The sequence below is a fragment of the Prevotella sp. khp7 genome, from assembly GCF_900109055.1.
Taxonomy (GTDB): Bacteria; Bacteroidota; Bacteroidia; order Bacteroidales; family Bacteroidaceae; genus Prevotella.
Window position 1 is genome coordinate 235,458 of the sequence record NZ_FOIV01000004.1, and the last position, 16,402, is coordinate 251,859.

Annotated in this window: 11 protein-coding genes; 5 read left to right on the plus strand and 6 right to left on the minus strand. The window is 45.5% G+C overall.

The window, feature by feature from the left end:
- Positions 1 to 9 precede the first annotated feature (9 nt).
- A complete protein-coding gene (locus tag BMX82_RS11350) occupies positions 10 to 1,401 on the minus strand; it encodes a hypothetical protein (RefSeq protein WP_091769101.1) in 1,392 nt (463 codons plus the stop codon).
- 181 nt (positions 1,402 to 1,582) lie between these two features.
- Here BMX82_RS11350 and dnaK point away from each other — a divergent pair, with 181 nt between their 5' ends.
- From dnaK to BMX82_RS11375, 5 genes are all read left to right on the plus strand, one after another.
- Positions 1,583 to 3,496 (plus strand): molecular chaperone DnaK, encoded by a 1,914-nt coding sequence (gene dnaK / locus BMX82_RS11355; protein WP_091769104.1) that lies wholly within the window; start codon positions 1,583 to 1,585, stop codon positions 3,494 to 3,496.
- Positions 3,497 to 3,746: 250 nt separating this feature from the next.
- A complete protein-coding gene (locus BMX82_RS11360) occupies positions 3,747 to 5,750 on the plus strand; it encodes a hypothetical protein (protein WP_051949636.1) in 2,004 nt (667 codons plus the stop codon).
- 444 nt (positions 5,751 to 6,194) lie between these two features.
- Entirely contained in the window at positions 6,195 to 7,652 is a 1,458-nt protein-coding gene (locus BMX82_RS11365; protein WP_255396606.1) for an MBOAT family O-acyltransferase, read from the plus strand.
- A 3-nt stretch (positions 7,653 to 7,655) separates the two neighbouring features.
- On the plus strand, positions 7,656 to 8,567 hold the full coding sequence (locus BMX82_RS11370) for a hypothetical protein (protein WP_091769107.1): 912 nt from the start codon (positions 7,656 to 7,658) through the stop codon (positions 8,565 to 8,567).
- Between the two features lie 451 nt (positions 8,568 to 9,018).
- The gene (locus BMX82_RS11375) at positions 9,019 to 9,369 is read left to right on the plus strand and encodes an MGMT family protein (protein WP_369794025.1); all 351 of its coding nucleotides are present in this window, start codon (positions 9,019 to 9,021) and stop codon (positions 9,367 to 9,369) included.
- A 6-nt stretch (positions 9,370 to 9,375) separates the two neighbouring features.
- Here BMX82_RS11375 and BMX82_RS11380 read toward each other — a convergent pair whose 3' ends face one another.
- From BMX82_RS11380 to BMX82_RS11400, 5 genes are read right to left on the minus strand one after another with little or no spacing between them, the layout of a single operon-like run.
- Positions 9,376 to 10,587: an L-arabinose isomerase family protein gene (locus BMX82_RS11380; RefSeq protein ID WP_091769523.1), complete on the minus strand. Its 1,212-nt coding sequence runs from the start codon at positions 10,585 to 10,587 to the stop codon at positions 9,376 to 9,378.
- Between the two features lie 5 nt (positions 10,588 to 10,592).
- A complete protein-coding gene (locus BMX82_RS11385) occupies positions 10,593 to 13,448 on the minus strand; it encodes a sugar-binding domain-containing protein (RefSeq protein WP_091769526.1) in 2,856 nt (951 codons plus the stop codon).
- Positions 13,449 to 13,459: 11 nt separating this feature from the next.
- Positions 13,460 to 14,146 (minus strand): SGNH/GDSL hydrolase family protein, encoded by a 687-nt coding sequence (locus tag BMX82_RS11390; protein ID WP_091769529.1) that lies wholly within the window; start codon positions 14,144 to 14,146, stop codon positions 13,460 to 13,462.
- Positions 14,147 to 14,163: 17 nt separating this feature from the next.
- Positions 14,164 to 15,468: an L-fucose:H+ symporter permease gene (gene fucP / locus BMX82_RS11395; protein ID WP_036909649.1), complete on the minus strand. Its 1,305-nt coding sequence runs from the start codon at positions 15,466 to 15,468 to the stop codon at positions 14,164 to 14,166.
- A gap of 21 nt (positions 15,469 to 15,489) precedes the next feature.
- The gene (locus BMX82_RS11400; protein WP_036909651.1) at positions 15,490 to 16,353 is read right to left on the minus strand and encodes a helix-turn-helix transcriptional regulator; all 864 of its coding nucleotides are present in this window, start codon (positions 16,351 to 16,353) and stop codon (positions 15,490 to 15,492) included.
- Positions 16,354 to 16,402: the final 49 nt, after the last annotated feature.

Consider the following 16,402-nt stretch of genomic DNA (forward strand, 5'->3'; position numbering starts at 1 on the left):
TCTTGTTATTTAAAGCGGTGTTCCATTCTTCATCACCTTCTTACCCATCTTAGAATTCGGTCGCTTGACACTCGGACTCTTGACAGGAGCAGGACCATCCTTCGTCGTTGTCTTATCTACCGTACCAGCGCCAGTGAAATGCACAACTAACTGTTTGTTGTTCGAACGGTTGAAGATCCACGTATACGTACCGTTCTCGCCATGCTCTATCATATCGGGCTCACCTGCGGCCATCATCACCTCATCCTCTGAGAAACCAATACCTACGTGACCTGCACGGATCATGGCACGACTGGCCTCGCTGGTCTTCACCTTCTTGCCAGGACCAGGAGCAAAGATATAGCCGAAATACTCATCCTGCTTCTCTGCACGATGCTGGTCGAGCACCATATCACAATAGAAATAGGTACCAAGCGTAGTATTCTTCAACTTAAGGGTAGCCTTATCGTCATTCTTATGAGGATTGATGGCTTCTATCTGATATTCTGCCAGACGAGGAATAGCCTGAACCTTCTTCGTGGTCTCATTCAGCATCTTCGTCGGGTACTTCGTATGGATAATCTTACCCAGATAAACCCTGTAGTTGTAGCTATTGATAGCCATGATATCATCAACCATCTCAAACGAGCCACCGAATAGATACTTGGTGTTATCCATAATGAACTCATCGTCGCGCATACCACTATTGGTCTTTGAGATAGCCACATTCTGGAAGAACTCATTGCCATCTTTGTCCTCTACGATAATCTTGACAGGGAAACTGCGAGAACCCACACCAACGGCAATCACTCTCACCTCCATGTCCTTATCAACGACCACGTCTTGGAATCCCTCGCCATCATACTCTGTATCAATACGGAAGAACTGGGTCTTGGTAAAGAGCGTTCTGCCCATCAGCTTTTCACGGGCAATATCAACGTCGCCCAAATAAGCCAATGTGGGTACCCCCGTCTTGGTATAGCAATAATCCTCGAAAGAACCACTGGGGATCTCATAATAATAAGACTTTCCATTGTCCTGACACAGAAAATCGATGCGAGCGTGTCCGTCGGTGCTCTCATGATGCCCCTTGTATACCATAATCTTGTATTTCAAGGGCATACTACTCACCTCCTTGCCTGTCGCAGCGTCGGTGAATGTCTTCACAACCAAGTCGTACTTCTCAGGCATCACCATGAATTTCATACCTTCCTGCCAATCACAGAGACTGTAGAACTTAAAGTTATGACCGATAAAATCCTTGGCCTCCTCAACCTCCTGCTGAGCAGCCGCCAACTCATCTGCCATCTGCGTCTGAGCACTCTTCTTAGCTCCCTTAGTCTTCACGATATAGGGATTCTCCTGAGCCGAGACTGTCAAAAAGGCAAGAGCCATACAGGCTGTAAAAATCATTCTTCTCATGACTATCTATAGTTTTAATTGGATTCCGAGTGCAAAGATAAGAGAATTACGGGACATAACAAAATAATTTATGCCAAAATGACGCGACAGAAAACATTTTTTCTCAAAAAAGACATTTTGGCACATGCTTTGCTTACCAAACCATGTCAAAATGAGTATAAATTAAAAAAATATAAGAATTATGGGAAAGATTATTGGAATTGACTTAGGAACTACCAACAGCTGTGTTGCCGTATTCGAAGGTAACGAGCCAGTAGTAATTGCCAACAGCGAAGGTAAGCGTACAACACCTTCAGTAGTTGGTTTTGTTGAAAACGGTGAGCGTAAGATCGGTGATCCTGCCAAGCGTCAGGCCATCACTAACCCGAAGAACACTGTTTACTCTATCAAGCGTTTCATGGGTGAGAACTGGCAGCAGACAGAAAAGGAGATTGCCCGCGTGCCATACAGCGTCGTTAACGAGGGAGGTTATCCCCGTGTTGACATCAACGGACGCAAGTATACTCCTCAGGAAATCTCTGCCATGGTGCTCCAGAAGATGAAGAAGACTGCCGAGGATTATCTCGGACAGGAGGTGACAGAGGCTGTCATCACAGTTCCAGCCTACTTCTCAGACTCTCAGCGTCAGGCAACTAAGGAGGCTGGTCAGATTGCCGGTCTCGAAGTAAAGCGTATCGTCAACGAGCCTACAGCAGCAGCTCTGGCTTATGGTGTAGATAAGGCAAACAAGGATATGAAGATCGCAGTGTTCGACCTTGGTGGTGGTACATTCGATATCTCAATCCTTGAGTTTGGTGGCGGTGTGTTCGAAGTACTCTCTACCAATGGTGATACCCACCTGGGTGGTGACGACTTCGACCAGGTCATCATCGACTGGCTGGTACAGGAGTTCAAGAACGACGAGGGTGCCGACCTGAAGAGCGATCCCATGGCTATGCAGCGCCTGAAGGAGGCTGCCGAGAAGGCTAAGATTGAGTTGTCTTCAAGCACCTCTACCGAGATCAACCTGCCTTACATCATGCCTGTAGCAGGTGTACCTAAGCACTTGGTTAAGACTCTGACTCGTGCTAAGTTCGAGCAGTTGGCTCACGACCTGATCCAGGCTTGTCTGGCTCCATGTCAGAAGGCAATGGCCGATGCCAAGCTGAATACAGCTGATATCGACGAGGTCATCCTCGTAGGTGGTTCAAGCCGTATCCCCGCCGTACAGACACTCGTTAAGAACTACTTCGGCAAGGAGCCTTCAAAGGGTGTAAATCCTGATGAGGTGGTAGCCGTAGGTGCTTCTATCCAGGGTGCTATTCTGAACAAGGAAGGTGGCGTAGGCGACATCGTACTGCTCGACGTAACTCCGCTGACACTGGGTATCGAGACTCTTGGTGGTGTGATGACCAAGCTGATCGAGGCTAACACAACCATTCCTTGCAAGAAGAGCGAGACATTCTCTACCGCTGCTGACAATCAGACAGAGGTAACCATCCACGTTCTGCAGGGTGAGCGCCCAATGGCAGCTCAGAACAAGAGCATCGGTCAGTTCAACCTGACAGGTATTGCTCCAGCGCGTCGTGGTATTCCTCAGATCGAGGTAACCTTCGATATCGATGCCAACGGTATCCTCAAGGTTTCTGCCAAGGATAAGGCTACTGGTAAGGAGCAGGCCATCCGCATCGAGGCTTCATCAGGTCTGTCACAGGACGAGATCAACCGCATGAAGGCCGAGGCTGAGCAGAACGCCGAGAACGATAAGAAGGAACGCGAGCGTATTGACAAGCTGAATCAGGCAGACTCTATGATCTTCCAGACCGAGAATCAGCTTCAGGAACTTGGCGACAAGATCCCCGCTCAGCACAAGCCCGCTATCGAGCAGGCCCTGCAGCAGTTGAAGGATGCCCACAAGGCTGGCGACGTTGCAGCCATCGACTCAGCCATCGCAGCCCTCAACGCAGCATGGCAGACTGCTTCTCAGCAGATGTACCAGGGTGCACAGGGACAGCCTGGCGGCGACCAGTTCAATGGTGGTCAGCAGCAGTCTCAGCAGGATGCCGGGCAGAAGCCAGAAGACATTCAGGACGCTGACTTCGAGGAGGTTAAGTAACTCACATTATTATAATAGGGAAGAGGTGCAGATTTGTCGTCTGCACCTTTTTTTATTAGACACAAGCAAATAGCAAAATTTGGATTATTTATCGACTACCCAAGCTCTTTTATCTACTAATTACACCACACAACCCATTAGTTAACTTTTATTAACTATGTTATACAAACAACATATCGTTGTTTTTCTTATATTTGCACAAATTATAACTAAGAGATTAATACATGTACTAATTTAACCTTTTGCGATTATGAATAAGAGAAGTAATTTTGGAATTATAACGATTGTAGCCAGCATAGTGGGTACGATGGTGCTCTCGTCGTGTAGTCATGAAGAAGCTTTCTACAATGAGGAGAAAGTTGAAACGAGTGTTAACGACAAGTATGCCGCCGCTTTCGAGAAAGCGTTTGGTAAGGTTGGCCCCAATGTCGACTGGGGTTTTGGCCGCCAGCATACCTATTCACGCGGCCTTACACGTGCTGTAGGCACGTATGCTTCGTACAAAGGCAATATTCAGCCTACTATTTCTTTCCCCGAAGACTGTGATGCCAGCAAATTTGAACCAGATCTCACGAATATACCTTCTTATGAAGAATATTTGATAAGCAAAGGTACAGCATGGTGGCATCCTGAGGAAATCAACGATGGTGGAGTTGTCTATATCGACGCAGTCCAGCCTATTAAGATCTCTGGCGGCACAGAAGAAGCACATGCAAAACTTTACATCAAGGCTGGAACGTATGATTTCACAGGTGTATCGTTTGATTTAGGCCAGTATACTGACTTGTATCTATTAGAAGGTGCAACTGTTACATTTGATAACACCGTAGCTTCTACAGCCAAATTTGATGTATACATTGCTTCGGGAGCCGAGTTAATAGCAAATGGTGATGATGGTTTAGTAGCGAATTCCGGTGCACATGTATATAACCATGGTACAATTACATGTTCTAAGTTTGGAGTTAACTCGTCAAGTTTTCTCTATAATGTAGGTACTTTGTCAGCAGGAACTGTTAGTGCCGAAAGTAATGAAAGCCGAATCGTCAACGATGCCACCATTAATTGTGCCACTGTTGTAGTGAACGCCGGTGCCGTGCAGAACAATGCCGAGTGGTCCGTTACGGGTACTACCAAGGTCAATTCCAACAACTCTGGCTGGGTAAACAATGGCCATTGGACTACTTATGATTATGCTTATATTGGTGGGAGCGTGAACGTGATTAATAATTGCCTGCTTACGGTGACTCACGACTTTGAAATGAATATTTCATCCAATACCGGAGCCTTTAAGATCGATACTGGCGGCGGTGTGGAGACCGCTAATTTCTATGGTGGTAGAGATTCTAGCACAGGTGCCATTTCTGGTCCGTTTAAAATCGTAATGGGGCAGAATGCCGTATTTAAGGTTACAGGAACAGCTCAGTTAGAGTCAGGACGTAGTGATGACGAAGGATTTGGAATTTTCGGTCCTACTTCAGGTGAATATGCTGTATTCCAGGCTAAGGATATTGTTAGAGACTCATATCTCGCAAGTATAAACAGCCATGGCGCAGTGACCTATGGCGGCAACCTATACGTTTCTGCAGAAACGCATTTTGCGCAGGGCAACGATGGTAGTGGAAATAAGTTTATTTATGAGAAAGACGGTTTCAGTATAGCTAACAATATCTACGCTGCAGGCTTTAACTCAGGCAAGCCCAGTATAAACATTCCAGAGACACCATGTAGTCCAGGTTTCGTAGGCGGTAACCCACTCTATCGTGTAATTGCAGAGGATCTGTCGGCCTCAGAAGCTGGCGACTTCGACTTCAACGATGTTGTTTTCGACGTAGTGAAGGCAGAAGGTGGCAAGACTACACTGAAGCTGATCTGCGCAGGTGGCACGCTTCCTCTGAGAGTGAGAGGCTCTGGTGAATCCGAGGGCAGGGAGGTTCACGAAGTATTCGGAGATACGACTCCTATGCTCGAGAAGCACCCGATGTATAACACCGGTGCCGGACCTGAAGTACCCGCCACAGAATTTACCGTTAATGGCACGTACATCACCCCCGCAGATATTAAGAGAATCATTATCGAGGTCTATAAGGACAACGTGTGGATGGAGCTCAAAGCCACTACTGGTGAAGCAGCCTGCAAGATCCTAGTCGACGATACGTTCAAGCCCGTTAGTGAGCGAAGAAATATTGCTAACGAAAACAAGAGATTCACCGACTATGTACAAGGTATATTCGTGGATGATTTCTGGTGGAAATAGTCACACCTAATTCATATAACAAACATTATTATAATAGAAAAGAGGTGCAGATTCATCATCTGCACCTCTTTTTATCTCTTTCAAATCTAACAAATGTTATGTTTTTTCGAGAAATTTGATTATAATTGCAGAGAAATTTGTACCTTTGCACTCGCATACTTACGCCGAGCCGCATTCGTTGAATGTTGGAGCGGTTATAGGGAGTACTACATATTGAAATGCGTCGCTGACGCTTGGTTTTTGACCGTTTTGAAACTACCACACTCAAAATTTAGTAGTCAAGGACATTGCAGAGGTTGGTGCTGCGGGTAGATATATACCAACGGCGTGGGTATCACTCTGTTTCGTTCATTACTAAGGGCGATGGTAGGCATTAAACGGCGAACGGGCAGAAGCCAGACACCCCGCTTTTTTTTTGTAGTTATAAGAAACGAAATAAGGACTATGTCTGACCGAGGGTGTCATCAGGCAAAAAGAGACACAACAGTGATATTCAACTCGTTCAACTTTATTGTAATGTTCCCGCTTATCTTTCTGCTATACTATGCCATTCCAGCAAAGTACGGCAAAGCAAGGAACATGTTTCTACTCTTTGTGGGTTATCTGCTCTATCTGCAATGGAAACCTGTGTATGCACTAATATTGCTTGGGGTGACGGCAGTGACCTACTATTCGGCATTGCTCATAGAAAAGACGAAACACCCCAAGCGAATTCTAACAACTGGGGTACTGTTGACATTATTGCCATTGATTTTCTTCAAATATTTCAATTTTATCAACGACAGCATTAGCAATGCTTTATCTGTTGTCGGGCTGAACTACCATTTACAAGGTCTTAACTGGGCTATCCCAATCGGTATTTCGTTCTTTACGTTTCAAGCATTGGGCTACTTGTGGGATGTCTATTATAAGCGGCAAGGGGCTGAGCGTGATTTCTTGACTTACGCTTTATTCGTATCGTTTTTTCCTAGCATCCTATCTGGTCCAATCAATAAAGCTTCGCTTGTTATTCCACAGTTGAAGAGCCTACGTCCATATTTCGATTACTATAAAGCTGTTGAGGGATTAAAGATGCTGCTATGGGGTATGTTTATGAAGGTTGTTGTGGCCGACCGTGTCGCGCTTTATGTTGATACTGTATTGCCAAGCTATATGAACTATACAGGCACATCGTGTTTTGTTGCCAGCCTGCTTTACACTATCCAAATTTATGCAGACTTTGCGGGCTATTCAATGATGGCTATTGGTGTGGGCAAGGTGTTGGGCTTTGAGTTGACCGAGAACTTTCGCCGTCCGTATTTTGCCGTCAGTGTCACCGACTTCTGGCATCGCTGGCATATCTCACTCTCCACATGGCTGAAAGATTATGTTTATATTCCCATGGGTGGCAGCCACTGCTCTAAATTGCGCAATTATTGGAATATTTTTGTGACATTCCTTGTGAGTGGTATATGGCATGGTGCAAATTGGACTTTCATTATATGGGGATGTATGCATGGAATCTGTCAAATTATTGAAAAAATGCTTGGTCAGCAGAATTGCAATTATGGCTGGCTGGGGAAAACCATCAAAATCATTGTAACCTTCTTGATAGTCAATTTTGCATGGATATTCTTTAAAATGCCAACGATTGGAGATGCTATTGGTGTGATATATCATATTTTCGATTTAAGTCAGCCTATGATAGTGGAGATCAAATCAAGACATATATTCGCTTTTATAGTTATAGGTACATCAATCATGTTTATAAAAGACTGGTTTGACGAATTTGCCCCCTCTAAACTAAAACTATTTAATAGCAAACACATCTGTATTCGATGGATTGCATATGTTTTTGTAATGATAATGATATTATTAACAGGAGTCTTTGACGCTGGTCAATTCATTTATGCCAATTTCTAAAGTATGAAAAAGTTCATAATAAAGACTGCCATTTTTCTAGCGATAATTACCGGCATTGATATTGTAGCAGGTGTCGTTTTTGACTATCTGCGCACTCATGCGGAAGGAGGAATGACATCACGTGACAACTATATCTGTAACGAACTTAAGACCGATATCCTTTTATGTGGTTCCTCTCGATGTGTACATCACTTTAATCCTCAAATCATCACAGACTCTTTAGAAATGTCTAGTTATAATTCAGGGCAAGACGGGAACGGAATTATACTATTGTATGGTAGACTACAAATGATAAAACAGCATATGACTCCCAAATTAGTTATATATGACATAACACCAAGTTTTGATTTGCTCCAAGGAGAAGATAATCATAGATATTTAACATGGTTAAAACCATATTACGCCAAGAAAGAAATAAAAGAGATATTACTCTCTGTCGATAGTACTGAACGGTATAAAATGTTAAGCAGTATGTATCGCTATAATTCTCATATTATAGAAATACTGATAGATTTTTTGCGTCCAATTATTAATGCCGAAAACAATGGTTTTGTACCATTACTAGGTAAAATGGATAAATCAAAAATTCGAAGAAACGACGCTACGCATACCCCTATAGATTATGACTACGATTTTCTAAAACTATTCTATTTGGAGAAATATGTAGAGGCTTTAGGGAACAATATTGTTTTCTGTGTTTCACCCATCTGGTATGGAATGGATACAAAGCAACTTTCCCCTGTAATTAAGTTATGCAAAAAGAGGGGGATTGAATTCATCGATTTTTCTAACGACCCAAAGTATGTTAGAAATGACATCTACTTTAAAGATGGAGGTCACATGAACTCTTTGGGGGCCGATGAGTTCACAAAAGACTTAATAAAGGAACTTAGAAAACGGAAGGTTCTTGAATAACGTTACATTATATCTTATAATCAACAAAAAAAAGGTATTTCTCTAAATTTTTCGATAGTTTTTATCGGTCTTAAGAAACTGAAACTAGTGAAAAGCGAAAAGGAAGTAAAAAAAGCTAATTGTTAAAGTTAGCTTGTTCTATCATTTTTATTATCTTCGTTTGGGAAGGAACGTCTAATTCTAGGAGGTTAAGTAACACCGAAGAGACAAGATTTTTTCAAAGATGAAGGATTCTTCTTCGAGTCCTTCATCTTTTTTGTATGAATTTCTCATCATGTATCACTTTTCCATATATCTTACTAAATATCAGCCCATTAAATGAAGTGACAGATATTTTCTATCTATCACTACCATCACTCACATAGTAAATAAAAGGACAGGTGCAACGGATTTTGTTGCACCTGTTTTTTTGTTGTATTGGCAAATTTGTATACCTTTGCAGACAATAATCATGATCATGTATAAGGATTATCCAGACAAGATGACGCCTGAACAGGCTCGGAGATTCTGCAATGATGTGCTTAACATCGTGGCACAGATTCCTTATGGACATGTTACGACCTATGGTACTGTCGCTGCATGGGCAGGATGGCCAAGTCATTCCCGAATGGTTGGACGTACACTTCGCTATACTCCCGGGACAGAACAACTACCTTGTCATCGTGTCGTCAATAAAGAAGGGCGCACTGCCCCCGGTTGGAGTAAGCAGCGCACCCTGTTAGAGGAAGAAGGTGTGACATTCAAGCCCAATGGTCGCGTAGACATGCATCGACATCAATGGGAGCCAGACTTCCATATTTGATAAGCGTTACTCTAGGGAATTAAAGATTGCTTCTAACGTTTCTTGATGATATCCGGGGAGTATAATATGGTGATTACCGATAGGCTCTGTCAGGAAGTAGGAGGTCTGAGACTTGTCGGCGAGATGAATGATCTGCTGGGTGCGACAGAGATCGGCCTTTGCCTGACTCTGAATCAGTTCTCCCTCTGTTACGAAACAGCGAGAGAGGTTGCCTGACACCTTGAAGATAGTAACAGGCCCTGGCTTCATATAGCCACGGATACCTACGCCTATACCTGATTCGAAATGGGTGTCATACTCATAGCGTTCCACCATATCCAAAGGAATCGTACAATGTGCAAAAAGCATCTCACCCGTCTCAGGATCGATTCGGGATGGATTGGCCTGGAATCCTGACAGTCCTGTCAGTGAACGGGCAACCATCATCGACAGCATGGCAGGCACATCGCCTTCGCAACCTGCCACGTAACCTTCGGCGTTCAGCTTTGCCAACGCTAAGCATCCCGTATTCTTGATGGCCGTCAGAAGGTCAAAGCAACGCAGTGTAAAACCTTGCAACTGGTACTTGGCAATAACATCCTTCAAGGCCATGTATATTCTATTAGCGCCAGGAAGTGCACGTTTCACCATCTCAACATCTGAGGTTTCATGAGATGCCGACTCCGGAGTCATGGCAAGGACATCGAGAAGTTCCTGCATCGGGATATCCACCAGTTCAATGCCTAACTGACTTCTCACGGCATCATAGTCGGCCTGACTGGAAATCAGCCAATCGGAGGGCTGACCAATCACTCCCAGACGGCAGCCTTTCAGTTGTTTCCTTACTTGGCACACCTTTGCCAAGAGACTGACACGTTTCCGGATATAGCTGGCACTGCCATGGATGATTTCTCCCTTAAGATTGTTCTGACGAAGATAAGAGAGAATCTCCATTGAAGCCGCCAACGAGTTACTCTTTCCAGATGTCAGGAGATAGAAGGGTGCATGGTCCGACTTCTCCAGCAATGACGAGAGCAATCTCTTAAAGATGCCCTCCGTACCACCCGTCCGGACATAAATCAAGCTCAAGGCACAGCTGCCATAGTCAGTATAATCGTTACCCTTGAAAGCATAGCCTATACCAAGACTCTCAAGAAACTCCTTGGTCACAGCACCCACACTTTTCTCGTCGTGAAGTTCTGACGTGAGTGTATAAATAGATATCTTTTCTGTCTGCATATTCATTATTTCAACTTCGGCTTCAGTTCATCGGGAGAGTCTTTGGTGAACATAGTCACCTTGGGACCTTCTTTCGTATAGAGGTTCTGAATGATGTCAGGATTCAATGTCAGCGATGGGGCGAAATCAGAACTATCCATATAAGAAAGGATTGCCTCACGCATCTGACGAGCCACCACGCGATGTTCAAGATCGGAAGATATATCCATGGTTGTCATCAGCAACTTGCCTTTCAGCACATTAGCCTCGACCACCATACCCAGCTTACGCGACACATGCCAGGTGTCGATGGGTTGTATCGGCGACTGATAGTCCTTCGGGAAATCCTGCAGGTTCATCACCTGAGCCTTGTTCAGCAGCTCCCACCAATTCAGGTTGCTCCACGAGTCGGTGGGGAAACCATACTTAAACAACGGATGGGTCTGGTCGATATAGGCTCCTGTCGTGTGAGGCGGTCGCATCTTAAACCACGACGTATTCCAAAAGACCGGAAGATAATGCTGAACCACGTCGCTACCAAGACGTACCTTTCCTGCTGACGTCAGCAACACTTTGCCTCCCTGTTTAAGAGCTGCGATGGCAGCAGCATCAAGCGAGTCGGTAATGAGAATATCAGAAGGGCTCGCAGATGACACCGAATCGGGATAAACCCAGAAGTTCCAACTGTTCTTATACAAATTGCCACCTACCGTGACTGTCAGCGTTAGCTTCTGGGGAGTTCTCACACCATCAAGCGGGAAGCGTACTAAACCGACAGGGGTATGCTTAGCCAAAGGAATCTCGCCCGAATATAGCAACCCGCCATGATATACTTTTCCTGAATCACTATTGATATAATAATTCACACGTACACCACGAATGTCACCATACATGGCATTGTAAACCTCAACAGGTACTACCAGACTGTCGGCAGTGGTATAGACGAACTTCGGGAAACGGGCCAAGGGAACAATGGGCGAGCAGAACTGATGCCACTCCTTTGCATTGGTATATCCCTTCTCATTCCAATGCACACCGAGCACACCTTCAAGCGCCGTACCCTGACCACTATAGTCATTAAGCGCCAACAACTGGAAACCTGCATAATCAGAGGTGCGCAGGTTGCGCTCTATCTCGTACTTATAACAGAGTGTCTGCAACTTACCACTGGCCATCAGGAATTTCTCTGCCTGCAGTTCCATACCGTTCTCAGCCAACAAGTCGCGGAATATTTCAAAGTTCTTAGCCTTATAGGCACCAGTATATTGGGGAATCTCCTTGAAGTCGGGGAAAGCACACCACTGTCCCTGTTCGTGAGCAATGATTGGTGAATTGTTGTCTGCCGTATCCTTATAATTACGGGGACGCAGAATCTGACTATAATAGTCATCATCGCTGCTTGGGGCATGGTTCACCCAATCCAGACCTCGGGCGCCGCCCTTCACATGATACTCCGAACCATCATCCCAAGCCCAACCGCCACCTACCGAAGCACCGCAGTAGATGCGGGTAGGATCATAGCGTTTCATCTCTTTCACCCAGTTATTGCAATACTCCACCCAGTTACCTGCAGGTTCGTTACCTGCCGCCATCATAATGAACGATGGGTGATGTCCATAGGCATCGATCATGCGTTTGCTCTCCAACAACAGATACTGGTCAATGATCTGCCCTGACAACAGTTTCACGCCATGGTTAGGCCACGACGGTCCCTCTGGCTGCAGATAGAATCCTAACTTGTCGGCTGCCACGAAGGCGGCTTCGGGCGGACAATAAGAGTGGAAACGCATGTGGTTCAGTCCATACTCCTTGCATTTTCTGAAGATACGCAGCCACGATTCTTCGTCCGTAGGCGGGTAACCCGTTTCGGGAAAGCAGCAGTTCTCCACCGTGCCACGCAAGAATATCGGACGACGGTTCAGGATAATCTGCCGTCCTTCGACACTTACCTCACGCATGCCGAAGGTGGTCTCATAATAATCATCGCCCACACTGATAGCCATGCGATAGAGGTTCGGATGAAACTCATCCCAAAGGTCTACCTTCTCAGGAATTGGCACTGTCACCTGCATGACATTGGAATAGACATCATAGTTGCTCACATACACGTTGGCAGAATCCTTATTCTCCTGCTGTATCAGCACCTCCATCTGATAGAACTGGAGGTTAGGCGATTGTCCACTCAGTTTCACGTCAAGTTGCACGTTCCTCGCGTAAGGTTTTGGACGGATGGTGACATGATCGATATGCAGCCTTGCCGGTTGGGCTCGCAGTTCCATCTTGCCTACGATACCATTCCAATTACCTTGTGTCTGATCGGTGACGCTATGCGAGTCTTGTCCAACTCCGACACCATCGATACCATTATATACACAGATCTCAATGGTATTGCGCTCACCTATCTTTATGTATGGAGTAACGTCGAACTGATGTGGCGCTGAAAGCGAATTATTGCTACCCACTTTCTGACTGTTGACATAAACAGTGGTCTCGATATGCGGACGTTCCAGATAGAGCGTAACATATTTTTTCTTCCACGAGTCAGGCACATACACGCTCTTACGATACCACGCCTTGCCAACATAATGTTTCTCTGGGGTCAGGAAGAAGGGAAATTTGATATTCTCCTGTCGTCTGTATTGCTCCATAAACGGGTTATAGTAGTAACTCGAATCATAGAGCGATCCCGTCCAAGGCGTGTTTACTGTCACAGGGTTACCCTTTCCGTTGGTCAGCATCGAACCTGGCAGCACCACGTCATCAGTATATTTAGCCGTATCGCCAATAGCCAGTTGCCATGAACCGGCAAGATTCACCGTCTCTTGCGCAAAAGAGAATAGTGATATATGGAAAGTGATAACTAATAACAGTAGTCTCTTCATGGGTATCATACTTATTTAGCGTTTTCTTTCAAGAAGCGGTTCACCTGATCTGCTATCTGGCGCATACCCTTCACAGAGGGATGACCTGACATCTTGTCGATTTTCTCCAACTCTATCACAGGCACGCCATAGTGCTGACAGATTGTTTTTACAGACTCATCAATCTCGTCGCGCAAGTCATCGTTAAGTATGAAGTAAATCTCGGTATTGATGTAACGGTCTGTCATCCACTGTAGCATTCTCGCCAAAGCAGGACGGAAACTGTACAGATCGCCGAAATTGATATTCTCATACTTATACTCACCAACGGGAGACCCCGCCCAGCTGTCATTGGTCGCACCGAAGACAAAGATCACATCAGGCTGTCCAAGGTTGTCCATACGTGTATTAAATGAGCGGTCTCTATAGTCATTGCCATCATAGCCCGAATAGCTCACGGTAGCTCCGCTATACGAGTTGTTGATGCAAAGGCGCCAACCGTTCTCCTTGATCACCTGATGCCACCATGTCTGACGAACATTCTGCACATCCGTCTTCTGGGGCGCGTTTTTCCCGTAATACCACAGTTCGTTGGTACTGGGTGTCATGAAATTCTCATACGTGGAATATGAATCTCCAAGTACAGACACCGACTTAACTTGAGCATTTGCCAGACCTGCACACAGCAGTGTCACCAATATTACAGATAACTTTTTCATATACATCTCTGATTATTTTATCGTTTAGAAGTGCGATAGCCGTAGATGGTTACGACGAGGAAACAGATAAGGGGTAATACAAACGACGCATTGGTAGCTGGGATAGCACCCAGCACCGTATTCTGATCGATAATCATGGCCTGCAATGGCGGCAATACCGAGCCGCCAAGGATTGCCATGATCAGACCTGCAGCGCCAAACTTGGCATCATCGCCCAAGCCATCAAGTGCTATACCGTAGATGGTCGGGAACATGAGTGACATACATCCACTTACGCCAACAAGGCAGTAGATTCCCAGGCGGTTCTCAAAGACAATAACACCTAGCGTCAGCACCATGGCCAATATACCAAACACTGCCAACAGCAGCGCCGGCTTCATATATTTCATCAGCCAAGTGGCAATGAAACGCGAACAGATAAAGAAAAGCATCGCATAAATGTTAAACTGCTGCGACAACACCTCAGCACTCTGTTCGTCCATGCCCTCAGCCATAAACACACGGGTACCATACTGAATAATGAAGGTCCAGCACATAATCTGAGCACCCACATAGAAGAACTGGGCAATCACGCCCTCACGATAATATTTCAGTGAGAAGATTCGCTTCAGTGTCACCAGCACATGGATATCGTGGTTACCGTCACCTATCTTCGGCATCTTCACAAAACGTATCAACAGGAACATGGCCACAATCACCAGTCCGATAATCAGGTAGGGCGATATCAGCACACTGAGGTCGGCATCTTTCAGGGCCTCAAACTCCGTATCGCTCAACAGCGCACGTTCGTCACTGCTCATAGGATTCAGTCTGGCCTGGATAAAGTTCATGGCCACAAACATTCCGATGATACTGCCACAAGGGTTAAAGCACTGAGCCATGTTCAGTCTTCGGGTAGCCGTCTCCTCTGAGCCCATCGTCAGGATATAGGGATTGCACGATGTCTCCAGGAATGACAATCCGCACGTCATAATAAAATAAGCTATCAGGAAGCAGCCATACAAGCCTATCCCTTTGGCGGGAAAGAAAAGCAGTGCGCCCGCGGCATAGAGTCCGAGTCCCATCAGCACACCTGCCTTATAGGAATACTTACGTATGAATATCGCGGCAGGAAAAGCCATGCAGAAGTAGCCGCCATAGAAGGCCACCTGCACCAGCGAACCATCAGTGACGTTCATCCTGAATATCTTCGAGAATGCCTTCACCATCGGGTTCGTGATATCGTTGGCAAAGCCCCAGAGGGCAAAGCAGAACGTTACGAGAATAAACGGTATGAGATAGCTCACGCCGTCTTTAGATATCAAAGAAGATTGTTGCTTCATGATTGTTGTTGTTATGGTTTATTATTTGATTAAATGGTTGCCTCTATATTGCTGGGGGGTCATGCCAGCGTTTTTCTTGAATATGCGGTTAAAGTACGATCCGTCGTCATAACCCAGTTCATCAGCGATATTCTTTACGGCCATGTTGGTGGTCACCAGCAACAGTTCCGCCTTTTCCATCTTCCGCTTCGTCACATAAACGTTAGGGGTCTCTCCTACTTCACGCTTGAACACCCTGATAAAGTGGTCTTTCGACATACAGGCCTTGTCGGCCAGCAGATTCACATCCATCGGACTGCACACATTCTTGCGGATATAGTGCAATATCTGGTGTATGCGATCATCCTTCACTTCCGTCTTGGGTTTACCGTACTTCAGAAAGCGTGACATCAGGATGAAAAGGATACCTCTCGACTCTACCTTGTCGCAAAACGGGCGGCGCTGATTCATCTGTATATTGCTCACCAACGTCTGATGGTTGTCATATACCAGTGGGTCAGACTGAGGCAGCTTCATAAACGGGTTGATATAACACAGGCGCTTAAACAGTTCCAGATCCATCACGTCGGCATTCACCTCGAAAGGCAGCTCCCACTCGTCGAGCAGACTGGTATCACCCTGCTGGCTCTCATAGATATGTATATAATAATGTGAAAAGGCCGAGTCGCACACATAGCTGTGCATGGTGTAGGCTGGAATATAATAGAGATGATTGGGCAGCAGGGTATATATGCCTGAAGGCAGTTCTACCTGCGCCGTTCCCTCTGTCACATAATACAGACGTGCAAACGGACTGCGTACATTCTTCCAGTTCCAGTCACCATTGTGAATGGCCAACCCTACGTTGAGGGTCATCAGGTGTAGTTGATCTACCGGGTAGTTCATGTTTGGTTTCAAGTAATTAGATTGCAAAAGAACAAATTATTTTGCACAT

Excerpts from the sequence above, each read along its gene's own strand:
- BMX82_RS11350 (WP_091769101.1), bottom strand. The coding sequence starts at position 1,401 with ATGAGAAGAATGATTTTTACAGCCTGTATGGCTCTTGCCTTTTTGACA.
- dnaK (WP_091769104.1), top strand. The coding sequence starts at position 1,583 with ATGGGAAAGATTATTGGAATTGACTTAGGAACTACCAACAGCTGTGTT.
- BMX82_RS11360 (WP_051949636.1), top strand. The coding sequence starts at position 3,747 with ATGAATAAGAGAAGTAATTTTGGAATTATAACGATTGTAGCCAGCATA.
- BMX82_RS11365 (WP_255396606.1), top strand. The coding sequence starts at position 6,195 with ATGTCTGACCGAGGGTGTCATCAGGCAAAAAGAGACACAACAGTGATA.
- BMX82_RS11370 (WP_091769107.1), top strand. The coding sequence starts at position 7,656 with ATGAAAAAGTTCATAATAAAGACTGCCATTTTTCTAGCGATAATTACC.
- BMX82_RS11375 (WP_369794025.1), top strand. The coding sequence starts at position 9,019 with ATGATCATGTATAAGGATTATCCAGACAAGATGACGCCTGAACAGGCT.
- BMX82_RS11380 (WP_091769523.1), bottom strand. The coding sequence starts at position 10,587 with ATGCAGACAGAAAAGATATCTATTTATACACTCACGTCAGAACTTCAC.
- BMX82_RS11385 (WP_091769526.1), bottom strand. The coding sequence starts at position 13,448 with ATGAAGAGACTACTGTTATTAGTTATCACTTTCCATATATCACTATTC.
- BMX82_RS11390 (WP_091769529.1), bottom strand. The coding sequence starts at position 14,146 with ATGAAAAAGTTATCTGTAATATTGGTGACACTGCTGTGTGCAGGTCTG.
- fucP (WP_036909649.1), bottom strand. The coding sequence starts at position 15,468 with ATGAAGCAACAATCTTCTTTGATATCTAAAGACGGCGTGAGCTATCTC.
- BMX82_RS11400 (WP_036909651.1), bottom strand. The coding sequence starts at position 16,353 with ATGAACTACCCGGTAGATCAACTACACCTGATGACCCTCAACGTAGGG.